The following is a 25,613-nucleotide window of genomic DNA, read 5'->3' as shown; positions in this document are numbered from 1 at the left end:
CATGCAGCCTGTGGCTTATGCGGCGATCCTGGCGGTGGTCGTTCCCGTGGCCGTCATGACGTGGTTCGCCTTCACCGGCGACAGGGCGGGGCTCCGCAACATCCAGGCGAACCTCGGCCGTGTGTCCAGGGCCAAGGGCCCGGCACTCAGCGTCAACCAGAGGCTGATTCTGGCCAGCCAGCGCATCATGCCGAAGGGCTACGCGGCGTGGCTGGACCGGCAGCTCGGCGGTGCGGGCCGGCCGAAGGAGTGGCCGCTGGCCCGGCTCATCATGGTGAAGCCGCTGCTTGCCTTCGCGGGCGCAGTGGCCGGGTACCTGCTCTTTGCCGGTGGCGCACCGGCCCAGCGGTTCCTCATCATGCTGGGCCTTGTGGCCCTCTGCTACTTCACCCCCGACCTGCTGGTGCGCAACCGGGCCCAGAAGCGGCGGGAGGCCATCCGGCTGGAGTTGCCGGTAGCGCTGGACCACATGCTCATCTCGGTCCAGGCAGGCCTCGGGTTCGAAGCAGCGATGGGGCGCGCCGGCACCAACGGCAAGGGGCCGCTGGCTGAGGAGCTGATCCGCACGCTCCAGGACATGCAGGTGGGCCGGTCGCGGAAGGACGCCTACCTCGCCATGGCGGAGCGCATTGATGTTTCCGACGTTCGCAGCTTCATCCGCGCCGTGGTCCAGGCGGACGCTTACGGCGTGGCGATCGCCCGCGTCCTGAAAACGCAGGCCGAGGACATGCGGATCAAGCGGAAGCAGCGCGCCGAGGAGCACGCCATGAAGATGCCGGTGAAGATGCTCTTCCCGCTGATCTTCTTCATCCTGCCCACGCTATTCATCGTGGTCCTGGGGCCGACGGTGATGAGCATCATTTCGCTTTTTGCGGGGTAGGTTCGGCGCTTTGCGGCGACCCTTCGGTTCATCGAGCCGAGGGGTCCTGCTGCTGCATTTCAGCGGCGGAAACAGCTTCAAGGTTCAAGGTTTGCGCAGGGCAAGCGCAGGAAACGCGCAGTCGACTAAAGGTTGGCTCAGGATGCTGCAAAGAACCTACTTGAGGCCGAATTCCGTTGCTAACTTTTTTACAGAGCTGGTGCTGGACCAGCTTTCCAACACTCGCTCAGGAGTAAAAAATGCTTGCTCTCTACACCAACTTTTCAGTTCGTGTCCGTCAGAACGAGAAGGGCGCAACCGCCGTTGAATACGGCATCATGGTTGCCCTGATCGCGGTCGTCATCATCGTCGCTGTTACTCTGCTCGGAGGGACGCTGAACACTATGTTCCAACAAGTAAAGTGCCAAGTTGGCGGCGGCACTTGGACGGCAGTCGCCCAGACCGCCACCACGGCCGCTGGCGGATCCTGCGCGCCGTAACTCCTGCCTCCCCACTCCTGATGTGCCCAGGCACATCAACCAAACCAAGTGGCGGCGGCACTCAAGCCGCCGCCACTTTGGCTGTCGCCCCTCCCATTTGTCTGATGCGAAAGGTGCCGACATGTCCAGGGCATCCGAGCGCGGAGCCGTTGCGATCGAATTCGCTATCCTGGCACCTGTTCTGATCATGATTCTGCTCGGGATCATGGAATTCGGCAGGGCGTACAACGTTCAGAACTCCCTTACCAACGCCGCCCGTGAGGGGGTTCGCAATATGGCAGTCAACAACAACCCAACGACGGCAGTCACTGCAGCCAAGAATGCCGCTTACCTTGTCAGTCCGAAGTTGCAAGACTCGAATATTGCTATCGCCTTCCAAACCGTGCCTGCGACGACCCCTGTGCCAACCTCCTGTTCGGCCGGGGTTCAGGTGACAGTCACGATCAGCTACAACCTCAGCACGATGACCGGCATCGCTGGCCCGTTTGCCATGAAGGGCAGAGGAACCATGCTGTGCGGCGGATAACAGCAACGGCGAATATGGAGCGCGGCGGAATCGCCGTTATTGTCGCGCTTACCATGGTTGTTCTTCTGGGCTTCGCCGCCATATCCATTGATGTTGCGCGGCTCTATTCGGAGCGCGCCCAGCTTCAAAACGGCGCTGACGCAGCTGCACTGGGCGTCGCTGGATACTGCGCAAAAAACGACTGCTCCACCCCAGCTTTACGAGCAAGTGCAGCGTCACTAGCGGCAGGATTGGCTAACGCCAACGCCAACGATGGCAGCACCAACCTTAGCGTCTTCTCCCTGGACACCACCCAGCGAAGCATTCGTATTGTGGCGGGGGCTAAGGAGACGAGCGGCGGCACGAACTCCCTCTCTCTCCTTTTTGCGAGGGCACTGGGATTTTCCAGCGCCCAGGTTCTGGCCACTACCAATGCACAATGGGGAACGCCGACAGCGGGAACAATAGTGTTTCCCCTCGCGATCGCTGAGTGCAAGTTCTCCTCCGATCCCGCTTACGTCCAAGTACTAGCTCTGGATGTAAATGGCTGTGGAGGAATACCAGGAGGCTTTGGCTGGGTGAACGACAGTAAGGACAGCAAATGCAGTGTCAAGCTGACCGCTGGCGCGTCGACCGACCCTGGAATATGGTTCAGCAGCGACACAGGCGCGAGTCCCCCCTCAGTCTGTAATACCGCAAACATCGCCGGGCTCCGCGATCAGACCATACTTCTGCCTCTCTACGCAACGGCCTCCGGAACCGGTTCGGGAGGCATGTTTTATGTAAAAGGATTTGCTGCCTTTCACGTGACTGCTTATCACTTCTCGAACGAGAACTGGAGTCTGGGCAGCTCCATCCCAAACAAGTCTATACGTGGATACTTTGTGAAATACGTGTCCTTGTCGCAAGCATTCGAACTCGGCAACTCCCCAAATTACGGGACAGCTGTCATCCGCCTCACCAATGGAGCACCATAGTCATGAAGTCCCGACTCTTCGCAGGAATCGCTGCAGTAGTCCTCGCCCTCGTCGGTGCCATGCTGGTGGTTTCGTACGCGCAGGGCGCAGACCAGCGAGCCGTTAAGGACCTTGAACCCGTCGACGTCCTGGTGGTGAAGACGGCGATTCCTGCGGGCACGCCCATTGAATCCATGGCTGCTTCCGTCGTCACCAAGCAGGTTCCTGCATCGGCAGTGACGGGATCATCGCTGAAATCTCTGGATGCATCGAAAGGGAAGGTCGCCGCAGTGGACCTTGTACCCGGGGAGCAGTTAGTTTCGCAGCGACTGGTGGCTCCCGAAGATGTTAAGGCGTCAGGCTCGGTACAGATCCCCGCCGGTCTTCAGGAAGTCTCCTTCCAGCTCCAGCCAGATCGCGTCGTTGGTGGACGGCTGGCTCCCGGTGACCATGTCGGAGTCTTCGTCAATCTTGACAAAGGAGGATTGGACGACAAGCCCGAGGCCGAGACCACTAAACTGACAGTCAGCAAGGCCCTTGTGACAGCTGTACAGCGTGCACCGGAACCGGCAGCGTCTGCTCAGCCCGCGCCTACTGCGAGCGCGGATCCAAACGCGGCCGATCCCCAGGACACCACCCTCCCGACAGGTTCCCTTATGCTGACCGTCGCTGTCAGTGACGTGGACGCAGCCAAGATTGTCTTCGCTGCCGAGTACGCCAAGATGTGGCTCAGCAAGGAGCCCGCCAACGCCAAGGACAGCGGTCCCCGGATCATTCAGCGGAGTGAGGTGTACAAGTGAGCCGCTTCGTCCTGATCACCCCCAGCGCCGATTTTGACGGCCGGCTGCGGCAGGCTGTGGCCGGCGGGCTTCAAGGCGGCGTTCAGACCTTCCTCACGCACATCCTGCCCGCAGGCCCTTACGACCTGTTTGCCCAATTGAACCAGGAACAGCCAGAGGTCCTTATCCTCGGTCCGGACCTGCCGATCGAAGAGGCACTGCGTCTGGCTACGGTGCTCGACGTCCAGGTTCCTGACCTGATGGTGCTTTTGGTCAGCGAACCAGATCCGGCCCTGATCCTGCAGGCCATGCGGGCCGGCGTGCGAGATGTCCTCAGCCCCTCCGCCGATCCCGCTCAGCTTAGGGTGCTTCTGGAACGGGCCTGCCAGTCCTTCGCTAACCGGCACCGTACGGAGCAGCGGGGCCCCGTAGAAAGTCAGAAAGGTGCGGTCATCGGCGTTTTCTCGCCCAAGGGGGGCGTGGGCAAGACGACCATTGCCACCAACCTTGCTGTTGGCCTGGGCCAACTGTCCCCAATGAGCGTGGTCCTGGTGGACTTGGACCTGCAATTCGGCGACGTCGCATCCGGTCTGTACCTGAATCCGGAGCACACGGTCACCGACGCCGTTTCTCCGGCCGCCAGTCAGGACACCCTGGTACTTAAGGCCTTTCTCACGGTCCATCCTGCCAGCATTTATGCACTGTGCGCACCGGCGAGCCCCATAGAAGCCGACTTCATCACACCGGAACAGGTCACACGTTTGCTTGAACAACTGGCGGACGAGTTCCAGTACGTCGTCGTCGACACGGCTCCCGGCCTGCCGGAAATCGGTCTTGCCGCCATGGAAGCCTGCACGGACGTGGTCTGGGTCAGCGCGATGGATATCCCGAGCGTCCGTGGCCTCCGTTCAGGCATGGATATCCTGCGCCAGTTGGAGATTCTCCCCGAAGGCAGGCACGTCGTCCTGAACATGGCCGACTCCAAGTGTGGCCTCACTGTCCAAGACATCGAGTCGACGATTGGAGCGCCTGTGGACGTAAGCGTTCCCCGTTCGCGTGCCGTAGCTTTGTCGACCAACCGCGGGACACCCGTCCTGCTGGATGCAAAGAAGGACCCCGCGGCCAAGGGCCTCAGCCAACTGGTGGGCCGTCTCGGTCCCGCGAGTGGCATCAAGCAGGCACGGAGCAGCCACCGCCGGGTGGTGGTCTAGATGAAGCTCTCTGAACGTATCCAGGCCGCGCAGCTCAGGTCTGAGGTTGGCGGCGCCCCGCTGCACGTCCCGCCTGCGCCGAAGCATTCTCCGGCTGGCGTGATGAACACTTCGGCCGCGCCGGCTGCATCACTCCCTGCACCGCCGCCGGCCACCCCGCTGCAGATCCAGCCAGCACCCGCGATAGGAAGCACTGCTCCAAGGCCTATTTCTGGTGTGTCCACCTACCAAACGCGTGCGGCGCGGCGTGCAGCCGAAGCTGCCGCCCAGGCGGCAGCTCAGGCGCAATCTGCTTCCTCCGCTAGGACCGTGCCGGCGGCCCCTGCTGCGTCCGCGTCTGAGGCAGCTAAGGAGCAAGTTCGGTCCGCGCACCAGACTCCCGCAACGCCGCCCCAGAACCATCGGCCAGCGGCACAGGCAGCCCTGGCTCAACCGCCTGTCGCACCACAGACGGCGCCCTTCAAGGGCAAGCCCCAGCAGCCCGTGGACGTTTTTGCCGCCCTCAAGCAGCGCGCCGCTACAGCCCTGTTCGAGCGCATGGGGGCGCGGTTCAACGACTCAACCCTCACGGAGCAGGAGCTCCGCCGAACCGCACGCGAAGAGCTCATCCGCATCATTGACGCCGAGCAGGTGCCGCTGACTCCCGACGAGCGGACGCGTCTGGTGGCAGACGTCGCTGATGACGTGCTCGGCTACGGCCCGCTGCAGCGGCTCCTGGACGATCCTGCGGTCACCGAAATCATGGTGAACCGGATGGACCAGATCTATGTGGAGCGAAAGGGCACGCTGACGCTGACGGATTCGCGGTTCAGTTCAGAGGAACATCTGCGGAAGGTTATAGAACGCATCGTTTCCAAGGTGGGCCGGCGCATCGATGAGTCCTCGCCGCTGGTTGACGCACGTTTGGAAGACGGTTCGCGCGTCAACGCTGTGATCCCTCCGCTCGCCGTCGGCGGTTCGTCGCTGACAATCCGAAAATTCAGCAAGGTGCCGTTGACTGTCCGGAATCTCATCGACTTCGGAACTCTCACGCCGGAGATGGCCGAGCTGCTCAACGCCTGCGTCAAGGCCAAACTCAACATCATCGTTTCCGGTGGTACGGGTACCGGTAAGACGACTCTGCTGAATGTCCTGTCTTCCTTCCTGCCTGCCGACGAGCGCATTGTGACCATCGAGGATGCCGTGGAGCTTCAGATCCAGCAAGACCATGTGGTCCGGTTGGAAAGCCGTCCGCCGAACACAGAAGGCAAGGGTGAAGTGACCATCCGCGAACTGCTCCGGAACTCCCTGCGTATGCGTCCGGACCGCATTGTGGTGGGTGAGGTCCGCGGCGGGGAATCCTTGGACATGCTGCAAGCCATGAACACCGGCCACGACGGCTCGCTGTCCACGGTGCACTCCAACTCGCCCCGTGACGCCATTGCGCGTCTGGAGACCCTTGTCCTGATGGCGGGAATGGATCTGCCGCTCCGAGCCATCCGCGAACAGATCGCCTCTGCGGTAAACCTTATTGTCCAGATCTCCCGTCTCCGGGACGGCACCCGGCGCATCACACATGTGACGGAGGTCCAGGGCATGGAGGGCGACATCGTCACCCTCCAAGATGCTTTCGTCTTCGACTACTCGGCCGGAGTGGACCAGCACGGAAAATTCCTTGGCAAGCCCGTCCCCACCGGAATCCGCCCGCGGTTCATCGACCGCTTTGAAGACTTGGGAATTCACGTATCAGCAGGCGTCTTCGGGGCACCCCCAATCTCCCCAGAAAGGCACTGAAGATGATCGTCACACTAGGCGTTGTCCTCGTGGTTGCCTCGGTGGTGCTGGGCGGCGTGGCGGTGCTGATTCCGCGTACGCCCACGGTGCCGCTCGACCGGCGTCGGCCTTTTCGTAAGGAAGCGGACTCTCAACTCACCCGCTTCGCCGGCAATGCAGTGCAGTCCATCGACCGTGTCCTTGCCAGGAGGAATGTCCGCTACTTCAACCGGGAGAGCCTGGAGAACGCCGGGCTCCGGCTTAGCCAGGCCGAATTCATCCTGCTGATAATGGTGGGCGCTTTCGTGGGCGCACTCATCGGCCTTGTGGTCGCCGGGCCGCTGCTGGCGATCCTGCTGGTCGTCGCTGCACCCTTCATGGGACATCTTGTGCTGGGCTTCCTGGCCGGCAAAAGGCGCGCCAAGTTCGATGAGCAACTCGGTGATACCCTCCAACTGCTGTCCGGCAGCCTGCGGGCGGGGCACAGCATCCTGCGCGCCATCGACGCCGCCGCCAACGAGTCCCAGACTCCGACGTCGGAAGAGATGCGCCGCATCGTCTCGGAAACCAGCTTGGGGCGCGACCTTCTCGTGTCGCTTAACGACACTGCTGACCGTATGAAGAACGAGGACTTCATCTGGATTTCCCAGGCCATCCAGATCAACCGTGAGGTAGGCGGAAACCTAGCGGAGGTACTCGACCAGGTGAACGAGACCATCCGCGAGCGCAGCGAGATCAAGGGACACATCAAAGCCTTGGCGGCCGAGGGCAAGTTCTCCGCGTATATTCTCATGGCCATGCCGGTCGGAATCGTCATCATGCTCATGCTCGTCAATCCGGGCTACATGAACAAGATGTTCACCAACCCGCTGGGCTGGATCATGATCGTGGCCTCCATCATCTTCATGACCATTGGCGGTCTGTGGATGCGCAAGATCATCGACCTGAAGTTCTGAGGCAGCCGTGAGTCCCCTGATCATCCTTGCCCTGCTCCTGATCTGCCTTCCGCTCGCCTACCTGGCGTGGTCCTTTCTTTCAGTCGACCGGAAAGCGGCAGCGAACGCCCGCGTCCTTCTATCCAGGGGCATCCACCGGGCTGAAGTAGAGAAAAAGCCCCACAACGGTCTGGTCGAGAAGATCGGCTACCGCCTCACCCCCGCCAGTTACGTGTATAAGCTCGACAAGCTGCTTGCCCTGGCTGGCCGCCCGGCATCCATGCCGCTCGGCAGATTACTGGCTGCCAAGCCGGCGCTGGGTCTGACTGGCGGTCTTCTCGGGTTGTATATCAGCTCCATCGGGACTACGCCGATCATGAAGCTCGTGGGCATCTTTGTCCTGTTCCTTGGCTACTTCGTCCCGGACCTGATGCTCTACAGCAAGGGCCAGGAGCGGCAGAAAGCCATGCAACTGGAGCTCGCCAACACCTTGGACCAGATGCTGATTTCCGTCGAGGCGGGTCTCGGCTTCGAGGGTGCAATGGCTCGTGCCGGCGAGAACGGCAAGGGACCGCTCGCGGAGGAACTGGTCCGCACGCTGCAGGACATGCAGGTGGGCCGCAGCCGCCGCGAGTCCTACCTCGCATTGGCCGAACGAACCAACATCCCGGAACTGCGCAGCTTCGTCCAGGCCGTGGTGCAGGCGGACACATACGGCATCGCCATCAGCCGCGTCCTACGGGTTCAGGCCAAGGTTATGCGCGTGAAGCGCCGGCAGCGTGCCGAGGAAAAGGCGATGAAGCTTCCGGTGATGATCCTGTTCCCGCTGCTGTTCTTCATCTTCCCGGTCCTCTTCATTGCCATCCTGGGCCCGGCCGTCATCAACGCCATCGAGACCTTCGCCAACCAGTAATGTGGGGACTTCCGCAGGTTCGGGCCCACCACAAGGTACCCGCAGGGTTTCCACAGGATCCAAGCTCAATCAGGGTTTTCCCAACCTCAGAAAGTAGCCTTAAGTCATGTCCATTTCAGGTTCCGGAGCAGCCGACAGCAGCGCCAACGGCGTCTGCTCCCCGGCGTCTGGCACCCCTGGTGGCAGGGCTCATAACGAATCGGAGAGTGTCATTTTGCCCGTCCTCGACCTGGATGTACTTCACGAACTTGAAGGAGACATGGGCAACACCGGCATAGCGCACAACTTCGCGCGTGACTACATCAAAATCTGGGACAAGCGCCGCACCTATCTTGAAGCGTCCGTCGAGGACGACGACGCCGACGCAGCGATGGACGCCGTCCTCAGCCTGAAGAACTCAGCATTGATGGTTGGCGCCGCGCGGCTGGCCAAGTTGGCCGTGGACCTGGAGCAGTTGGTCAAACGCGGTGACCTGTCCGCGGCACGGCAATTACTGCCCTGCGTGGCGCTCACTGGCGAAGAAACCGTCAGCGGCCTGAAGCTGGGCTACCTGCCGCCGGAATCCTAGCCAGCAAGCCGCTGGGAGGGGCGCTCCTAAACCTACTCCGCCCGCTTAGGTGCCAGACGGTAACCAACCCCGCGCACCGTCACCAGCCACCGGGGGTTCTGCGGATCCTCACGAAGCTTGCGGCGCAGGTTGCCGATGTGGACCTCAACTGCCCGCTCGTCGGCCTCGCTGATATAGGTGTCCTCGCCGTAGTACTCGCCTCGCACCACACGCACCAGATCGGCCCGGGTGCGCACGGCGCCCGTTCCCCTCAGCAGCTCGTGCAAGAGGTCGAATTCGCTCCGTGTCAGCCCCAGCGGCGTACCGTGCAGGGCCACAGTCCGGGTTTCCGTGTCCATTGCCAGCCCATTGTGCTGCAGCACAGTGCCACGGCGCGTACCGGAGGAGCCAGTGGAGCCAACCGGCCCGGACTCTGAAGCTGACGGAGTGTCCTCGCCGGAAGCAACCCTGGGCCGGCGCATCATGGCGGAGATCCGGGCCCGCAGTTCGCGCGGCCGGAAGGGCTTGACGATGTAGTCGTCCGCGCCGCCCTGAAGCGCGCTGATCGTGTCCAGTTCGTCCCCGCGGCCGGTGAGCATCACGATGTAAGCGTCGCTGAACTGACGGATGCGGCGAAGGACCTCGAAGCCGTCAATGTCCGGAAGACCGACGTCGAGAGTTATTACGTTTGCCTGGCGCTGCCTGGCGACATCAACCCCGTCACGGCCGGTTCCTGCCGAGTGCACCTCAAAACCAGCCTGCTGCAAGACCGCGTCAAGAAGATTCCGAACGTCCACATCATCTTCGATGACCACGGCAACACCAAGATCGCCCACCACTACCTCTATCCAGGTAAAAACCACCGCACAGCCCAGCGCAATGCGGTAAGCGCTACCAGATTACCTACGCTACAACGTAGACAGGCCCAAAGACCCTAAATTACCGATATCTTTTAGACGCACACAGCACAGCATCGCCTTCCCCTCCAATTACCGAAGAATGGACGTGCATAATGGGCTTCATGTCTTCGTTTAACTACGAGTGGCCCGGGAATTCGGCAGCGCAGGCGAGTAACGGACGCAGCAGCATTGGGTGAGCAGGTGCTGGTCCATGGCACGGACCGATTCTTCCGACGGCTGCAGCCCCGTGTCCGGGTGGCACTCTGCCAACTCCCAGTAACCCTTATTCTTGCCGCGCTGGCAATAGCCGCTCCGGCGGTGTGGCCCACGCTGATCGAGAGCGGCGTCTTCATCGCTGCCATCATCATGATGGTTGCCACGTTTCTCGGCTGCTTTCTGATCCCTTGGGAACGGCTGGCGCCCAACGCCTACCTGGTAATTCCGATACTCGACATGGTGGTCATCGGGCTGGCCCGCAACGGTGCCGTTCCTGCCGTGGCCGGGCTTGGAGTTCTGGCAATATTCCCCGTGATCTGGCTTTCCAGCGCCGAAGACTTCCCGCGCCTCACGGTATTTCTGAGCTTTTTCGGCACGTTGCTCATCTCCTTTCCCACACTGGTGGAAAAGTTTCCCAAAATTTCACCTTCGGACATTGCCTCGGCAATTCTGCTTCCGCTAATGATGCTGGCCGTATCGCTGGCAATCAGGTTCGCCGGCGCCAATGTTCGGCTGCAGCGCCAGAGGCTGGAGAAGAAGGATGCCGAGCTCCGCGAGCTGCTGGTGGAGAGCAGGAACCGCGAACGGCTGCTCAAGACCATTCTGGACACCACGGACGTGGGAATTGTGGCCGTGGACGCCGGCGGCCAGAAGGTGCTGGTCAACGACCAGCAGAAAACGTTCCGGGAGGCGGCTGCCCCCGCCGGCACGGAGCAGCCGCTGGAAGCACAGCAGCTCATGTTCGGCCAGGACCGGGTGACCCCGCTCCCGCTGGACAAGCGGCCCATCCGCCGCGCCGTCGCTGGCGAGACGTTCGCCGACTACCTGGTGTGGCTGGGCGAGGGAACCTCGCAACGGGCAGTTTCCACCGCCGCGCGGATCATCAGGAACGACGACGGCGGGTTCAGCGGGGCGGTCATCGTTTACAGTGACGTCACGGGGCTGGTGGAGGCGCTCTCCGCCAAGGAGGAGCTGATTTCCAACGTCTCGCATGAGTTCCGCAGTCCCCTGATGTCGGTCCTCGGCAACGTGGACCTGGTGATGGATGAAGCGGACGGCCTATCCCCCGACTCCGTGCACAGGCTGGAAGTGGTGCAGCGCAATGCCGAACGGCTGCTCTCCCTTGTCTCCGAACTGCTGGTGTCGGCGTCCGCCGTCCTGGCCGTTCACCCCCGCCGGACAGACCTGGCGGGGCTAATCGAGAACAGCATCGGCTCGGTCCAGGCCCAGGCCGACGCCAGCAACGTCTCCCTGGCCACCGACGTCCCCGCACCGCTGTGGGCGCACGCCGACCCGCTCCGCATCGGCCAGGCACTGGACAACCTGGTGTCCAATGCCATCAAATACTCTCCCGACGGCGGCAAGGTCACCGTGAGTGCCCGGCGCAGCGACGCCTTGGTGAAGTTGAAGGTCCAGGACACTGGCATGGGCATCAGTGAAGAGGAAACATCGCGGGTGTTCACCCGGTTCTTCCGCAGCCAAGCCGCACGCCAGGCTGCCATTCCCGGTGTGGGCCTGGGCCTGTCCATCACCAAGACCATCGTGGAGCGGCACGGCGGCAACATCTCCTGCGAGAGCAAGCCCGGTGCTGGCACCACGTTCACCCTCACGCTGCCGGCCGAGGGAACCCCCGAATCCTGACGCGGGTTTGAGTCATATCCGGTTATCCACATAGGCCCGGTTTTCCACATAGACGCGAAGCAGCGTCATTCTCGTCGCAGGCCGGTGGCATGCTGTGGGTATGGAAAACAGTGCGGCTGCTGATGCGTTGGAGGCCATTAGTGCCTCTGCCGCCACGCTGGCTGCTGAGCTCCGCAGGACGGCTAGTCCGGGCCCGGCGGGTGTGGATCCGCTGCCGCATCAGCCGGACCCGCTGCGTGATCAGGCGGATATCTGCCTGGACGGCATGTCCGAGGTGGCCAGGATGGAGGCCCGTCTGGCGGCCGTGAAGGTGCACTTCGCCGCCGGATTCGCAGCGGCGGAGGAGGCCCTGGCATCGCCTTATGCTTCCCCGCAGGACCGCACCGTCCGGCAGATGTCCGTGACCGCGGAGGTGGCTGGGGCACTAACCGTGAGTGAAGGGTCGGCGGAACGGTTGCTGGTTGAGTCGGCCATGCTGAGCAATGACCGGCCGTTAACGCTGGCTGCACTGGGGTCAGGGAGCATTTCGTGGCAGCACGCGCGGGTGATGTGTGATGAAACCTCCGGTTTTGATCCTGCGGATGCGGCGGCGTTTGAGGCGCATTTCCTGGACCCTGACGCACCGAATGCTGCCCGGGGTTGCCCTGCCGGGGAGCTGACACCAAGCAGGTTCCGGGCCAAGGCACGCTCTTGGCGGGAGCGGCACCACCCGGAGAGCATCGAAATACGCCACCGCCATTCTGCCGCCGACCGGCGGCTGGAGTACGTCCCGGACCGGGACGGAATGGCGTGGTTCTCTGCCTATCTGCCAGCGGACCAAGCTGCCGGGATCTGGAACCGCGTCACCGCAGCCGCCCGCGCCATGCAGGGCCCCGCCGAATCCCGCACCCTGACCCAACTTCGCGTCGACGCCGCCGCCACGTGGCTGCTCACCGCAGGCCACCGGGGCGAGGGCGGCGTCGGTCGGCGGTGCGGCCGCGGGTTCTGTGCTGGCAAGTTTTGTGCCGGCAGGTTCAGAGCCGGCAGGTCCAGTGCCGGCAGGTTCAGAACTGCCAGATTCGGCCCCGGCCAGCGCTGTGTTGGCCGGTGGTCTGCCGGCCGGTGACGTGCCGTCGCCGTCGGCGCAGGTCCTGATCACAGTTCCGGTGTTTTCACTCCTCGGCCTGACCGAAGAACCGGCCACACTGGACGGGTACGGTCCAATCCCGCCGTCCATGGCCCGCCGGCTCGTCGCCGACGGCGGAACATCCTTCCTGCGTGTCCTCACCGACCCGCGCAACGGGGCGCCACTGGAGATCGGACGCACCAGCTACCGGCTGACGAAGCCGATGCGCCAATGGCTGCGGCTGCGCGACGCCAAGTGCACCTTCCCCAACTGCAACAACCACTCCCTCGACAACGACGCCGACCACATCCTCGCCTGGTCCGACGGCGGCGGCACCGGCGTCGCCAACCTCGGCCAGCCCTGCCCCAAGCACCACCGCCTGAAACACACCACGGCGTGGAAACCTGTCGGCGCCACCCGCGAGAGCCCGCCCGGCTGGATCTCACCCAAGGGTCGTACCTACGCGGCCGAACACCAGGACTGGGAACCACCCAGCTGGCCAGAACTGCCAAGCGAGCACGCATGGCGAGAACTGCCGCCGGGCCAGTACTGGCCGGGACAGCCACCCAACCAGGGATTGCCCGAGCCGCCACCCAACCAGGACTGGCCGGGACTGCCACCCAACCAGGACTGGCCGGGACTGCCACCCAGCCAGGACGGGCCTGAACCGTCACCCGGCCAGGATTTGCCGGAGCCGCCGGTTTGGCTCGACCCGCCGGGACGGCTCAACGGGCCCAATAGCTTCGACGAGTTCGACGACTACTCAGGCCTGGCCAATGACCAGCGGCCCGGACCTTCGGAGGCTCCCGACGACCCAGACGGACAAGAGAGACCGGTGGCTCTCGACGGCCTTGAACCACCACTGCCAGTGGCCCCTTGGCCCGACTGGGCATCATCCCCCGGCTCGGCATCATCAACAGCAGCCTAGGAAGGCGGCTAAAGAAGGGGAAGTGCCCTAGTCCAGCGGGAGGGTTACGGTGACGCAGGTTCCCAACGAAGGAGTCGATTCGATCGCCATGTGGCCGCCCGCGGAAGTTACGGCCAGGCGCATGAAGCGCAGTCCCATGCCGGAGTGCCTGCCGTGGGTGGCGGCCTCGACGTCGAACCCGCCGCCGTCGTCGGTCACACGGAGCTGGACAGCGTGGTTGTCCCCGGAACGGCAGACACAGCACAGGCGGACGGTCACGGAGGACGCCCCAGCATATTTATGGATGTTGCTCAGGAGCTCCTGCGCGGCCCGGTAGAGCAGCGTGGCGGACTTCCTGTCCACTTCCATTCCATGGTGGGGCGCCTCGAGTTGTACGGTGATCCCACGCTCTCGCAACGGGAGGGCCAAACGGTCAATCGCCCCCGCGACGCCAAGCGCGTAGAAATCGACCGGATGCGTATCGGTAAGAACGCCACGGACTGCGACGACGTCGTCGCTTGTAAGTGATTTCATGTCTTAACGGTGCGCCCGATGCCTTGTTATTTTCTTGTAACCTTGGCGGCGTGTCCCCCGTTTGGAGGGCCGCATTCTGAGCGTGCTGCAAGGCACAGGAGCGGCAGCGTCCTGACCTGCGGCACCGCCTGCCGCTACGCCAAGGTGTAGCCGGAGCCCCGGACCGTCTTCAGCCAGCGTGGCTGCCGGGCGTCGTCACCCAGCTTGCGGCGCAGGTTGCCGATGTGGGTTTCGATGATCCGGCCGGGGTCCCGTGTTCCCGCTGCGCCGCCGTCCTGGTTCCCGGCCTCCCGCTTGACGAGTCCCAAGAGCCCAACGAGTTCCGCCTTGGTGACCACGCCGCTGCCGCGCTGCAGCAGGATGTGCAGGAGATCGAACTCGGTGCGGGTCAGCGGCAGGGCACGGCCGCCGAGGGTGGCAGCCCGCGTGGCGCCGTCGAGCTCCAACCCCTTGTGCTCGTAGCCCTGGCCTGCGGCTGGAGAGGGGGCCGCGGATGAAAGGCCCGGGGCCTGTGCGGCTACTGGGACCGGCTGTAGGACCGGCACCGGCTGGGGGCGGCGCAGCCGCGGCGAGACCAGGGGCGGCTCCCGCGGCGTCACGATCGGCGGCACCGTCAGCTGCCACGGCCGGCGCAGCATCCCGTCCACGCGGGCCCGCAGCTCGCGGGGCCGGATGGGTTTGACCATGTAGTCGTCAGCCCCGGCGTCGAACCCCTTCAGGGTGGCCCGGAGGTCACTTTGCGCGGTGACGATCAGTATGTAGGTGTGGCTGAATTCGCGGATGCGCCGCAGCACCTCGTAGCCGTCCATGTCCGGGAGCAGCAGGTCCAGCGTGACAGTGTCCGGCTGCCTGGCTCGCACCAGCGCAACGCCAGCCTCGCCGGTGGCAGCGCAGTGCACCTCGAACCCGGCTTCCCCGAGCGTGGCCCGCAACACGGACCTGGCTTCCTCATCCTGCTCAATAACGACGACGACGCGACGATCATTCATCCCTTACCCCCTGTAAGGACCACATGATTAAAGACTGCGTCTCAGCCTACTAGTCGCGCGCCCGGAAATGAGGGACGACCCTCACAGCGTGCAACACAACGCCCGGCCACACAGGAGCACGGCCCAGGCCTACTTCCGCACCGCCCTCGTTAGCTCCGCGCGGGCCAGCAGTTCGTCGTCGGAGGGGTAGGCCACTTCCTCCAGCACCAGGGGGTGCGGCGCGGCCAGGACGGAACGGGCGTCGCGCTTCCTCGCCAGCAGGCGCTCGTGCAGCCACTCCGGACGCTCCTGCCCCTCCCCCACGTACAGTGCCGACCCCACCAAGGCGCGCACCATGTTGTGGCAGAAGGCGTCGGCCTGGACGGTAACCACGATGAGTCCGTCCGGGCCACGGGAAAACTCGAACCGCTGCAGCTCCCGGACGGTGGTGGAGCCTTCCCGCGGCTTGCAGAAGGACAGGAAGTTGTGGAGGCCCAGCAGCTGCGCCGCGCCCTCATTCAGCAGGTCCACGTCCAGGGGCGTCTTGTGCCAGAGGGTGTCGTAGCGGCCGAGCGGATCCCATTTCTCGAAGCCATCGGCGATCCGGTAACTGTAGCGGCGCCACAGCGCGGAAAAGCGGGCGTCAAAACCTTCGGGGGCTATGGCCGCGTGCTGCACAACGATGGAGCCGGTCTGGTCCCCCAGCCCGCGGCTGACCGTGCCACGCAGGCGGCGCAGGAGGGCGACGGCGGGATCGACGGCCGCACCGCGGTTCAGTCCCAGCCACTCGGCTTCCGTCAGGTCGAGGTGCACCACCTGGCCGCGGGCGTGCACGCCTGCGTCCGTGCGTCCTGCCACGGTGACGCGCACCGGTCGGCGGATCAGCAGCTCCAGCGCGCCTTCCAGAACCCCCTGAACTGTACGCAGGCCTGGCTGCACTGCCCACCCGCTGAACGGGCCGCCGTCGTACGCCAAATCGAGCCGGATACGCAAAAACCCGCCGCCCCCCAAAACGGGGGCAGCGGGTTTTCGGTGGGTCATAGACTCAAGTCTATGCGAAGGATTTAGCGAATTACTTCGCGTCCTTGGCCTCGTCAGCAGCAGCTTCTTCGGCGGGTGCTTCTTCAGCAGCAGCCTCTTCGGCCGGAGCTTCCTCAGCGGCCGGAGCCTCTTCGGTTGCGGCTTCCGTCTCAGCAGCTTCGGTCTCGACGACCTCTGCCTCGGGAGCTTCCTCGGCGGCCGGAGCAGCCTTGGCAGCGGCCTGAGTAGCCTCGGCTACAACAGCCTGCTTGGCGGAAACCGGCTCGAGAACCAGTTCGATGACAGCCATGGGAGCGTTGTCGCCCTTACGGTTGCCGATCTTGGTGATGCGGGTGTAGCCGCCTTCGCGGTTCTCCACAGCCTGGGCGATGTCGGTGAACAGCTCGTGGACGACGCCCTTGTTGCTGATCAGGCCGAGAACGCGGCGGCGGGAAGCGAGGTCGCCACGCTTGGCGAAGGTGACCAGGCGCTCTGCATACGGCTTCAGGCGCTTGGCCTTGGTGACTGTGGTGGTGATCCGCTTGTGCTCGAACAGTGCGGAAGCCAGGTTCGCGAGCATGAGACGCTCGTGAGCCGGGCCGCCTCCGAGGCGCGGACCCTTAGTGGGGGTAGGCATAATTGTTTCTCCTCATATGGAAGCCGGGGGGCTGCGCACAACACGGTGCGGACCAGCCCCTCGGCCAAGATCTGCTTGTTAGAGCTCGTCGTCGCTGAACGCGGCGTCGTCCTCTTCGATGGCTGCGGCGCGGGCTGCCAGGTCGAAACCGGGAGGGGAGTCCTTCAGGGACAGACCCAGTTCAACCAGCTTTGCCTTGACCTCATCGATGGACTTCGCACCGAAGTTGCGGATGTCCATCAGGTCAGCCTCGGAGCGGGCAACGAGTTCACCCACGGTGTGGATGCCCTCACGCTTGAGGCAGTTGTAGGAACGGACGGTGAGGTCCAGATCCTCGATCGGCAGAGCCATGTCTGCTGCCAGGGCAGCATCCGTCGGCGACGGGCCAATCTCGATACCTTCAGCTGCGGTGTTCAGCTCGCGGGCCAGACCGAACAGTTCCACCAGGGTGGTGCCTGCGGAAGCAACCGCATCGCGCGGGGCGATGGCCTGCTTGGTCTCGACGTCGACAATGAGCTTGTCGAAGTCGGTGCGCTGCTCAACACGGGTGGCTTCCACGCGGAAAGTAACCTTCAGCACCGGCGAGTAGATCGAGTCAACCGGAATGCGGCCGATCTCTGCGTCGCCGGACTTGTTCTGAGCTGCCGAAACGTAGCCGCGGCCGCGCTCGATGGTCAGTTCGAGTTCGAACTTGCCCTTCGAGTTCAGCGTGGCAATGTGCATGTCCGGGTTGTGGAACTCGACGCCGGCCGGCGGAGCGATGTCCGCGGCGGTGACGACTCCGGGGCCCTGCTTGCGCAGGTACGCAACAACCGGCTCGTCGTGCTCGGAGGAAACGGACAGGTTCTTGATGTTCAGGATGATCTCGGTGACATCTTCCTTGACACCCGGAACCGTCGTGAACTCGTGCAGCACGCCATCGATCCGGATGCTGGTTACAGCGGCACCGGGAATGGAGGAGAGCAGGGTACGGCGGAGGGAGTTTCCGAGGGTGTAACCGAAGCCCGGCTCCAGCGGTTCAATGATGAACCTGGAGCGGTTTTCGGAGACGACCTCTTCGGAGAGGGTGGGGCGCTGTGCAATGAGCACTTAGGTTTCCTTTCGGCGAGCATCCGCTATATGACGCAACACAGGTGGTGGAAATGCGGTCTGAGGACTTAACGCGGCGGGCTTGCCCGGACCCGAAACGGGTCCGGGCAAGCTCCGGTGCGCGGAAAATACTTAGACGCGGCGGCGCTTCGGCGGACGGCAGCCGTTGTGCGCGGCGGGGGTCACGTCCTGGATGGAGCCAACCTCGAGGCCGGCAGCCTGCAGCGAACGGATGGCGGTTTCGCGTCCGGAACCCGGTCCCTTGACGAACACGTCAACCTTCTTCAGGCCGTGCTCCTGTGCACGCTTGGCGGCAGCTTCGGCAGCCATCTGCGCAGCGAACGGGGTGGACTTACGCGAGCCCTTGAATCCAACCTCACCGGCGGAAGCCCAGGAAATCACAGCACCGCTCGGGTCCGTGATGGACACGATGGTGTTGTTGAACGTGCTCTTGATGTGCGCCTGGCCAAGCGCGATATTCTTCTTGTCCTTCTTACGCGGCTTGCGAACCGCGCCACGAGTCTTCGGGGGCATTTCTTCTCCTACAGAAAGTTATTTGGGGGAAGGCCGTTGCTGATCCCTCATTTGCCGTCAGGCAAATGGGGTTTAGCGGGCCTTCTTCTTGCCTGCGACGGTGCGCTTCGGACCCTTGCGGGTACGTGCGTTCGTCTTCGTACGCTGTCCGCGCACTGGCAGGCCCTTGCGGTGGCGAATACCTTCGTAGCTGCCGATTTCAACCTTGCGGCGGATATCTGCTGCTACTTCGCGGCGAAGGTCACCCTCAACCTTGTAGTTGCCTTCAATGTAGTCACGCAGCTCTACCAGCTGCGCATCCGTCAGGTCCTTGACCCGAACGTCAGCGCTGATGCCGGTGGCAGCCAGGGTTTCGTGTGCACGGGTCTTGCCCACGCCGTAGATGTAAGTAAGCGCAATTTCCAGCCGCTTTTCGCGGGGAATGTCTACGCCAGCGAGACGAGCCATAGTGGCAGTACTCCTTGAATAAACCGGAGGTCGTAGGCAGTACACCCGCACTTTCAGTGCGGCCCCAGCCTCCGACCGGGGGTTAGCTGTCCGGGCTCATGCGTCCCAGTTCAGCTTGTGCTGCCTTTATTTACTTGCGTGGGTTAGCAACCCAGGGATTCCCTGACGGGAATTAGCCCTGGCGCTGCTTGTGGCGCGGGTTCTCGCAGATCACCATGACCCGGCCGTTACGGCGGATCACTTTGCACTTTTCGCAGATCTGCTTGACGCTCGGCTTGACCTTCATGGCGTTCCTTTGCGTGATAGCAGTTGGGCCGATGGAGCGGCCTTAGGCAAATGCCTTGGCCGCCCAACGTTTACTTGTAGCGGTAGACGATACGACCACGTGTCAGGTCGTAAGGGCTCAGCTCCACCACTACGCGGTCCTCAGGGAGAATCCTGATGTAGTGCTGGCGCATCTTTCCAGAGATGTGTGCCAGGACGACGTGCTTGTTGGTGAGCTCAACACGAAACATCGCGTTGGGCAGCGCCTCAGTCACTACGCCCTCGATCTCTATGACCCCGTCCTTCTTGGCCATATCCTCCGCTAACTGTTGTTTGCCACAGACCTCCGGCTGGCGCCGGGCATGACTGCGGACGTTTTTTGATTTGATTGATCGTCACCCTCCGGCCCACAAATGGGCGTGGCAGGGCAGACAACCAACATGCAACTCTACGGCATGAGGCCCGGAAAGTTAAATCCAGCCATGTTAGCGCACATTGCCCCCGTATGCACCAAATTCACCCGCAGGAGTTGTCACCGCCCGTGCGCTACTGACCCCGTCCAGGATGGCCAGGCGTACGACGTCGGCTGCCGCACTCTGCAGGGTAATGAGACTCGCCTGCCGGGCGGCTTCCGTACTCCGGTCCAGCTCCTGGCCTCCGGTGGCGAGGCAGAACACGGTGTCCCCGTCCGCCAGGGTGTGGCTGGGATTCAGCCCCCGAGCCAGCCCCGCATGTGCAGCCGAGGCGGTCCGATTGCACTCGGCCACATCCAGCACCGCATTCGTGGCGACGACGACGAGGGTGGTGTTGAGGGCTGGGCTGGGTCCCGTCCCAACGGCCGAAACCCTCTGCTCGGGTGTGGCGGTCTCGCCCGAGGCCTCTGGAACCAAGGGCAGGCCCAGCGCGTTCACAACTGCCAGTGCCCCCACGACAATCCCGCTCTCCAGGGAAACCGACGCGGTGCCCACTCCGCCCTTGTATTTGCCCCGTCCTATGACGGCTCCGGTCCCGGCTCCCACGTTGCCGCGGCCGACGTCGTGCCCTTCCGTTTGCGCGCCTGCGGCCGCGGCAGCCGCGTAGCCCATGGCCTCATCGGGGCGGGCGCTGAAGTCGCCGCCGCGGCCGAGGTCGAAGATGGCTGCCGCCGGAACGATGGGCACCACCCCTCCCGCCACGGCGAAGCCCCGGCCCTGCTCCTCGCACCAGCGCTGGGCGCCGTGGGCTGTGACCAGGCCGTAGGCGCTGCCGCCGGTAAGCACCACGGCGTCCACAGTGCGCACCAGGGTGGTGGGGTCCAGCGCGTCGGTCTCGTGGGTGCCGGGCCCACCGCCACGGACGTCCACCGAACCCACTGTCCCCGCAGGGGGCAGGACGACGGTCACCCCGCTCAGCCACCCGCCGTCGGACTTCTGTCGGTGCCCCACACGCATGCCAGGCACATCGGTGATCTTTCCCTGCGCTGCGGCTCCATCACTCACACCCATGGCTCCCATTGTGCCCCACCCAACTAACTGGCAGTTGTTGTCGTTTTCAGCCTTCAAAACGACAACAACTGCGAGTCAGTTGGGAATCGGGACCGGCACCACGCCAAGGGCTGCGAGCTTCGCGGCGCCGCCGTCGGGCGCGGACAGCACCCAGATGCCCTTCTCGTGCACTGCCACGGAATGCTCCCACTGGCATGAGCGCTTGCCGTCGGTGGTAACCACGGTCCAGTCGTCCTCCAGGACCGCTGTCTCGATGCCGCCGCGCACCAGCATCGGCTCGATGGCCAGGCACAGGCCGGGACGGATCTTCGGCCCGCGGTGGCTGGTGCGGTAGTTCAGCACGTCCGGCGCCATGTGCATCTCCGAGCCGATCCCGTGGCCGACGTAGTCTTCGAGGATGCCCAGCGGTTTGCCGGGCACCGAGGAGACGTAATCGTCCACGGCCGCGCCGATGTCACCCACGAACTTACCCTTAGCCAGGGCGGCGATGCCGTGCCACAGGGCGGCCTCTGTGACATCCGAGAGCCGCTGGTCCTCCGGGTCCGGCGTTCCCACGATGACAGTCCGCGCCGAGTCGGAATGCCAGCCGTTGACGATGGCGCCGCCGTCGATCGAGATGATGTCCCCGTCCTGCAGGACCTTCTCCCCCGGGATGCCATGAACCACTTCTTCGTTGACCGACGTGCAGACGGTGGCCGGGAACCCGTGGTAGCCCAGGAAGTTGGACTTGGCACCCGCCTCAAGCAGCACGGCAGCGAAGACCTCATCGAGCTGCCGGGTGGTGACGCCCGGGGCTGCCGCCGCCACGGCCGCGTCGAGGGCCCGGCTCAGGACGAGCCCGGCCTCATGCATGGTGCGCATCTGCGCGTTGGTCTTGTATTCAATCCGTGGCTGGCCGAATGCCATCTGGGGTGTTTCCTCTCAATGTGCCCCCGCCGGCCTGGTTGCCGGATGTGGAACCAGAAAGCGCGGGGCTAAAAGCCGGAGGCCCCTCCCCGTGGTGCGGGAGGAGCCTCGTAGCGTTAGAACAAAATCAGGCGGCCTGCGCCTCTTTGATGGCCTGCATGACGCGGTCGGTGACCTCGTCGATCTGGCCAATGCCATCCACCCGGGTCAGGATGCCGCGTTCGGCATACTTGGCCACTACAGCCTCGGTCTGCTCGTGGTAGAGGTCCAGGCGGTGGCGGATGACGGCCTCGTTGTCGTCACTGCGTCCGGTTTCCTTAGCGCGGCCCAGCAGGCGCGAGACGAGTTCCTCGTCATCGGCTGTGAGCTGCAGGACGACGTCCAGCTTCTGGTCGCCGTCGGCCAGGATCTGGTCCAGGTAATCAACCTGGGCAGTGGTGCGCGGGTAGCCGTCCAGCAGGAAGCCGTCCTCGACGTCGGCTTCGCTGAGACGGTCGCGGACCATCTTGTTGGTCACGCTGTCCGGGACGAAATCTCCGTTGTCCATGAACTTCTTGGCCTCAACGCCGAGCGGCGTTTCGCCCTTCACGTTGGCGCGGAAGATGTCGCCGGTGGAGATCGCAACGACGCCGAGGCGTTCTGAGATGCGTTCCGCCTGCGTGCCCTTGCCCGAACCCGGTGGTCCGATAATCAACATTCTGGTCATCGCAATAGCCCTTCGTAGTGACGCTGCTGTAGCTGCGCGTCAATTTGCTTGACGGTTTCCAGGCCAACGCCCACCATGATCAGGATCGAGGTGCCACCGAACGGGAAGTTCTGGTTTGCGTTGATCAGCACGAGCGCCACCAGCGGGATCAGTGCCACGAAGCCAAGGTAGAAGGCGCCGGGCAGCGTGATCCGCGACAGGACGTACTGCAGGTAATCCGCGGTCGGCTTGCCGGCACGGATACCCGGAATGAAGCCGCCGTATTTCTTCATGTTGTCGGAGACCTCTTCAGGATTGAAGGTGATCGCCACATAGAAGTAGGTAAAGAACACAATCATGGCGAAGTACATCACCATGTACATGGGGTGGTCACCGCGGGTCAGGTTGTTGTTGATCCACTCAACCCACGGCTGGATCGACTCCCCCGCCTTCGGCTGGTTGAACTGCGAGATCAACGCCGGCAGGTAGAGCATCGAGGAAGCAAAGATGACGGGAATGACGCCAGCCATGTTCACCTTGATGGGAATGTAGGTACTGGTGCCGCCCACTGTGCGGCGGCCGATCATGCGCTTGGCGTACTGCACCGGGATACGGCGCTGGGACTGCTCCACGAAGACCACCAGGGCAACAGTCAGCAGACCGATGACGACGACGATGAAGAACGTGCCCGGGCCCTGCGCCTTCCAGATGGCGCCCAGCGAGGTGGGGAAGCCCGCAGCGATGGCCGTGAAGATCATCAGCGACATGCCGTTGCCGACGCCCTTCTCGGTCACCAGCTCACCCATCCACATGATGAGGCCGGTGCCGGCCGTCAGCGTGATGATGATGAGGATCGTGGTGATGATGCCCTGCTCAGGGATGATCGGCAGGTTACAGCCGGGCAGCAGCTGGCCGGACCGGGCCAGCGACACCAGCGTCGTGGCGTTCAGCAGGCCAAGGGCGATGGTCAGGTACCGCGTGTACTGCGTCAGCTTGGACTGCCCGGAGGCGCCCTCTTCGTACAGCTGCTGGAACCGCGGGATGACCACGCGCAGAAGCTGCACAATGATGCTCGACGTGATGTACGGCATGATACCCAGAGCGAAGATGGAGACCTGCAGCAGCGCACCGCCGCTGAAAAGATTGACGAGCTGGTAGATCCCGCCCTGGGTCTGCCCGTTCGACAAACATTGCTGGACATTCTGGTAGCTCACACCAGGCGAGGGGATGAAGGCTCCCAAGCGGAAGATTGTGATGATTCCCAGCGTGAACAACAACTTGCGTCGCAGATCAGGCGTTCGAAACGCCCGGCCGAATGCGCTTAGCAAGCGTCCTCCTCAGTTGTTAATAAGTCTTGTGATGCAGGTCTATGAACCCAACAACCGAGTCTAACCGGTGATTGCGGCCTGCGAACAATCCGGAAGACCCAATAGGTATGAAAAAACTCCCGGCACAGGGGCATCGGCCCCCGTGCCGGGAGTTTGCGCAGCAGGCTGTTGCCCACCGGCTCCGGGAAGAATCCCTTAGAGCGCGGTGGTGCTTCCGCCGGCAGCAGCGATCTTTTCAGCGGCGCTGGCCGAGAATGCGTGGACGGTGACGTCAACCTTGACGGTGATGTCGCCGGTGCCAAGCACCTTGACGGGCTGGTTCTTGCGAACGGCACCCTTTTCGACCAGGTTCTCCACGGTGACATTGCCACCTTCCGGGAACAGCTCGTTGAGCTTCTCCAGGTTCACAACCTGGAACTCAACCCGGAACGGGTTCTTGAAGCCGCGCAGCTTCGGCAGGCGCATGTGCAGCGGCAGCTGGCCGCCGGCAAAGCCAGCCTTTATCTGGTAGCGGGCCTTCGTACCCTTGGTACCGCGACCGGCGGTCTTACCCTTGGAACCCTCACCACGACCAACACGGGTCTTGGCGGTCTTGGCACCCGGGGCGGGACGCAGGTGGTGAACCTTCAGAGCGCTCTGCTTATCAGCAGCGGCGGTCTCTGCCTTTTCGGCTTTCTCTGCCATTTACTTCGCCTCCTCTACCTTTACCAGGTGCGGAACCGTGTTGAGCATGCCAACGGTCACGGCGTCGGCGGTACGGACAACGGTGTGTCCGATCCGCTTCAGGCCGAGGGACCGCAGGGTGTCGCGCTGGTTCTGCTTGCCGCCAATGGCGGACTTGATCTGAGTGATCTCCAACTGGGCGTCGGAGGGAATCAGGTTCTTAGCCATGACTTAGACACCTGCCTTCTGGTTCATCAGAGCCTTCACCAGTGCCGGCGGAGCGATCTCGTCGAGGGGCAGGCCACGGCGTGCTGCCACGGCTGCCGGCTCTTCGAGGCGCTTGAGGGCATCAACGGTCGCGTGAACGATGTTGATGGCGTTGGAGGAACCGAGCGACTTGGAGAGGATGTCGTGGATGCCCACGCACTCCAGTACTGCACGGACCGGACCACCGGCGATAACACCGGTACCGGCGGAAGCCGGACGCAGCATTACGACGCCGGCAGCGGCTTCACCCTGAACGCGGTGAGGGATGGAGTTGCCCACGCGGGGAACGCGGAAGAAGGACTTCTTAGCCTCTTCAACGCCCTTGGCGATAGCAGCGGGAACTTCCTTGGCCTTGCCGTAACCGACGCCGACCAGGCCGTTACCGTCACCAACGACGACGAGTGCGGTGAAGCTGAAGCGACGACCACCCTTGACGACCTTGGAAACGCGGTTGATGGTAACAACGCGCTCGATGAACTGGTTCTTCTCGGCTTCACGTCCGCCATCGCGGCCACCACGGCCACCGCGGTCGCCGCGGCCCTGGCCACGGTCGCCACGCTCGCCGCGACGGGCGCCACCACGGCGGTCTTCGGCAGCGGGGGCAGTGGTCTCAGCAGCTGCGGCTTCGGTCGCCTTCTCTTCTGCAGGCACAGTGTCCTTTTCCTTGTTTGCTTCGGTCACAGTGACAGCCCACCTTCGCGTGCACCGTCAGCGACGGCAGCGATCCGGCCGTGGTACTTGTTACCACCACGGTCGAAGACAACAGCTTCGACGCCGGCAGCCTTGGCACGCTCGGCTACGAGCTCGCCAACGCGCTTGGCCTTGGCGGTCTTGTCACCGTCGAATGCACGAAGGTCAGCTTCCAGAGTGGACGCGCTCGCTACGGTCTGGCCAAGGGTGTCGTCGACAACCTGGACAAATACGTGGCGTGCGGAGCGGTTGACGACCATGCGAGGACGTACAGCCGTTCCGGAGATGCGCTTGCGGATACGAAGCTGGCGGCGGCTGCGCGAAGCAGACTTGCTCTTGTTCGTACGCTTCTTGTTAATGGCGATGGCCATG

29 protein-coding genes and 1 pseudogene are annotated in these 25,613 nt (G+C 63.4%); 12 read left to right on the top strand and 18 right to left on the bottom strand.

The window, feature by feature from the left end:
- Window position 1: 1 nt before the first annotated feature.
- The 10 genes from AC1DFE_RS00360 to AC1DFE_RS00315 all read left to right on the top strand — a co-directional run bounded on the left by AC1DFE_RS00360 (window position 2) and on the right by AC1DFE_RS00315 (window position 8,978).
- Window positions 2–880 carry a type II secretion system F family protein gene (locus AC1DFE_RS00360; protein ID WP_476903949.1) on the top strand — a complete coding sequence of 293 codons (879 nt, stop codon included), beginning with the start codon at window positions 2–4 and terminating at the stop codon, window positions 878–880.
- A 239-nt stretch (window positions 881–1,119) separates the two neighbouring features.
- Entirely contained in the window at window positions 1,120–1,359 is a 240-nt protein-coding gene (locus AC1DFE_RS00355; protein ID WP_476903948.1) for a Flp family type IVb pilin, read from the top strand.
- 121 nt (window positions 1,360–1,480) lie between these two features.
- Complete coding sequence (locus tag AC1DFE_RS00350; protein WP_476903947.1) at window positions 1,481–1,885, top strand: TadE/TadG family type IV pilus assembly protein; 405 nt, start codon at window positions 1,481–1,483, stop codon at window positions 1,883–1,885.
- Window positions 1,873–2,841, top strand: coding sequence for a TadE/TadG family type IV pilus assembly protein (locus tag AC1DFE_RS00345; protein ID WP_476903946.1), 969 nt, complete (start codon window positions 1,873–1,875; stop codon window positions 2,839–2,841). The genes AC1DFE_RS00350 and AC1DFE_RS00345 overlap by 13 nt, the downstream gene beginning before the upstream one ends.
- 2 nt (window positions 2,842–2,843) lie before the next feature.
- A complete protein-coding gene (gene cpaB, locus AC1DFE_RS00340) occupies window positions 2,844–3,620 on the top strand; it encodes a Flp pilus assembly protein CpaB (protein WP_476903945.1) in 777 nt (258 codons plus the stop codon).
- A complete protein-coding gene (locus AC1DFE_RS00335) occupies window positions 3,617–4,810 on the top strand; it encodes a CpaE/TadZ family protein (RefSeq protein WP_476903944.1) in 1,194 nt (397 codons plus the stop codon). Before cpaB ends, AC1DFE_RS00335 begins: the two co-directional genes overlap by 4 nt.
- 423 nt (window positions 4,811–5,233) lie before the next feature.
- On the top strand, window positions 5,234–6,583 hold the full coding sequence (locus tag AC1DFE_RS00330; RefSeq protein WP_476904360.1) for a CpaF family protein: 1,350 nt from the start codon (window positions 5,234–5,236) through the stop codon (window positions 6,581–6,583).
- Window positions 6,584–6,585: 2 nt separating this feature from the next.
- Window positions 6,586–7,518, top strand: coding sequence for a type II secretion system F family protein (locus AC1DFE_RS00325; protein WP_476903943.1), 933 nt, complete (start codon window positions 6,586–6,588; stop codon window positions 7,516–7,518).
- A 7-nt stretch (window positions 7,519–7,525) separates the two neighbouring features.
- Window positions 7,526–8,410 (top strand): type II secretion system F family protein, encoded by an 885-nt coding sequence (locus AC1DFE_RS00320; protein WP_476903942.1) that lies wholly within the window; start codon window positions 7,526–7,528, stop codon window positions 8,408–8,410.
- A 106-nt stretch (window positions 8,411–8,516) separates the two neighbouring features.
- Window positions 8,517–8,978 carry an Hpt domain-containing protein gene (locus AC1DFE_RS00315; RefSeq protein ID WP_476903941.1) on the top strand — a complete coding sequence of 154 codons (462 nt, stop codon included), beginning with the start codon at window positions 8,517–8,519 and terminating at the stop codon, window positions 8,976–8,978.
- 32 nt (window positions 8,979–9,010) lie between these two features.
- On the opposite strand, the gene AC1DFE_RS00310 is transcribed toward AC1DFE_RS00315, so the two are convergent.
- Complete coding sequence (locus tag AC1DFE_RS00310) at window positions 9,011–9,793, bottom strand: response regulator transcription factor (RefSeq protein WP_476903940.1); 783 nt, start codon at window positions 9,791–9,793, stop codon at window positions 9,011–9,013.
- A 252-nt stretch (window positions 9,794–10,045) separates the two neighbouring features.
- Between AC1DFE_RS00310 and AC1DFE_RS00305 the strand changes: the two genes are divergently transcribed.
- Entirely contained in the window at window positions 10,046–11,713 is a 1,668-nt protein-coding gene (locus AC1DFE_RS00305) for a sensor histidine kinase (RefSeq protein ID WP_476903939.1), read from the top strand.
- A gap of 100 nt (window positions 11,714–11,813) precedes the next feature.
- A pseudogene (locus AC1DFE_RS00300) lies at window positions 11,814–13,746 on the top strand (HNH endonuclease signature motif containing protein).
- Window positions 13,747–13,773: 27 nt separating this feature from the next.
- Here AC1DFE_RS00300 and AC1DFE_RS00295 read toward each other — a convergent pair.
- From AC1DFE_RS00295 to rplR, 17 genes are all read right to left on the bottom strand, one after another.
- Window positions 13,774–14,259, bottom strand: coding sequence for a sensor histidine kinase (locus tag AC1DFE_RS00295; protein WP_476903938.1), 486 nt, complete (start codon window positions 14,257–14,259; stop codon window positions 13,774–13,776).
- A gap of 134 nt (window positions 14,260–14,393) precedes the next feature.
- Window positions 14,394–15,248 carry a response regulator transcription factor gene (locus AC1DFE_RS00290; protein WP_476903937.1) on the bottom strand — a complete coding sequence of 285 codons (855 nt, stop codon included), beginning with the start codon at window positions 15,246–15,248 and terminating at the stop codon, window positions 14,394–14,396.
- Window positions 15,249–15,377: 129 nt separating this feature from the next.
- Window positions 15,378–16,268 (bottom strand): tRNA pseudouridine(38-40) synthase TruA, encoded by an 891-nt coding sequence (gene truA / locus AC1DFE_RS00285; protein ID WP_476903936.1) that lies wholly within the window; start codon window positions 16,266–16,268, stop codon window positions 15,378–15,380.
- Window positions 16,269–16,299: 31 nt separating this feature from the next.
- A complete protein-coding gene (gene rplQ / locus AC1DFE_RS00280) occupies window positions 16,300–16,884 on the bottom strand; it encodes a 50S ribosomal protein L17 (protein WP_476903935.1) in 585 nt (194 codons plus the stop codon).
- 78 nt (window positions 16,885–16,962) lie between these two features.
- Window positions 16,963–17,973 carry a DNA-directed RNA polymerase subunit alpha gene (locus tag AC1DFE_RS00275; protein ID WP_476903934.1) on the bottom strand — a complete coding sequence of 337 codons (1,011 nt, stop codon included), beginning with the start codon at window positions 17,971–17,973 and terminating at the stop codon, window positions 16,963–16,965.
- Window positions 17,974–18,105: 132 nt separating this feature from the next.
- Window positions 18,106–18,507, bottom strand: a complete 402-nt coding sequence (gene rpsK / locus AC1DFE_RS00270; RefSeq protein ID WP_102973678.1) for a 30S ribosomal protein S11 — start codon at window positions 18,505–18,507, stop codon at window positions 18,106–18,108.
- A gap of 72 nt (window positions 18,508–18,579) precedes the next feature.
- Complete coding sequence (gene rpsM / locus AC1DFE_RS00265; RefSeq protein ID WP_028275004.1) at window positions 18,580–18,954, bottom strand: 30S ribosomal protein S13; 375 nt, start codon at window positions 18,952–18,954, stop codon at window positions 18,580–18,582.
- Window positions 18,955–19,126: 172 nt separating this feature from the next.
- Window positions 19,127–19,240, bottom strand: a complete 114-nt coding sequence (gene rpmJ / locus AC1DFE_RS00260) for a 50S ribosomal protein L36 (RefSeq protein ID WP_009358722.1) — start codon at window positions 19,238–19,240, stop codon at window positions 19,127–19,129.
- Between the two features lie 70 nt (window positions 19,241–19,310).
- Entirely contained in the window at window positions 19,311–19,532 is a 222-nt protein-coding gene (infA, locus tag AC1DFE_RS00255) for a translation initiation factor IF-1 (protein ID WP_011775571.1), read from the bottom strand.
- A 171-nt stretch (window positions 19,533–19,703) separates the two neighbouring features.
- On the bottom strand, window positions 19,704–20,702 hold the full coding sequence (locus AC1DFE_RS00250; RefSeq protein WP_476903933.1) for a P1 family peptidase: 999 nt from the start codon (window positions 20,700–20,702) through the stop codon (window positions 19,704–19,706).
- A 75-nt stretch (window positions 20,703–20,777) separates the two neighbouring features.
- Window positions 20,778–21,608, bottom strand: coding sequence for a type I methionyl aminopeptidase (gene map, locus AC1DFE_RS00245; RefSeq protein WP_476903932.1), 831 nt, complete (start codon window positions 21,606–21,608; stop codon window positions 20,778–20,780).
- 127 nt (window positions 21,609–21,735) lie between these two features.
- Window positions 21,736–22,305: an adenylate kinase gene (locus AC1DFE_RS00240; RefSeq protein ID WP_476904359.1), complete on the bottom strand. Its 570-nt coding sequence runs from the start codon at window positions 22,303–22,305 to the stop codon at window positions 21,736–21,738.
- A gap of 5 nt (window positions 22,306–22,310) precedes the next feature.
- Window positions 22,311–23,621 (bottom strand): preprotein translocase subunit SecY, encoded by a 1,311-nt coding sequence (gene secY / locus AC1DFE_RS00235; protein ID WP_476903931.1) that lies wholly within the window; start codon window positions 23,619–23,621, stop codon window positions 22,311–22,313.
- A 195-nt stretch (window positions 23,622–23,816) separates the two neighbouring features.
- A complete protein-coding gene (rplO, locus tag AC1DFE_RS00230; RefSeq protein ID WP_476903930.1) occupies window positions 23,817–24,305 on the bottom strand; it encodes a 50S ribosomal protein L15 in 489 nt (162 codons plus the stop codon).
- Window positions 24,306–24,512, bottom strand: coding sequence for a 50S ribosomal protein L30 (gene rpmD / locus AC1DFE_RS00225; protein ID WP_056626615.1), 207 nt, complete (start codon window positions 24,510–24,512; stop codon window positions 24,306–24,308).
- Window positions 24,513–24,515: 3 nt separating this feature from the next.
- The gene (rpsE, locus tag AC1DFE_RS00220) at window positions 24,516–25,232 is read right to left on the bottom strand and encodes a 30S ribosomal protein S5 (protein WP_476903929.1); all 717 of its coding nucleotides are present in this window, start codon (window positions 25,230–25,232) and stop codon (window positions 24,516–24,518) included.
- Complete coding sequence (gene rplR, locus AC1DFE_RS00215) at window positions 25,229–25,612, bottom strand: 50S ribosomal protein L18 (protein ID WP_476903928.1); 384 nt, start codon at window positions 25,610–25,612, stop codon at window positions 25,229–25,231. The genes rpsE and rplR overlap by 4 nt, the downstream gene beginning before the upstream one ends.
- Window position 25,613: the final 1 nt, after the last annotated feature.

The sequence above is a fragment of the Arthrobacter sp. 05T423 genome (genome assembly GCF_056396245.1).
Note: the sequence above shows the minus strand (reverse complement) of the source record. Positions and strands in the feature narration are given on the sequence as shown.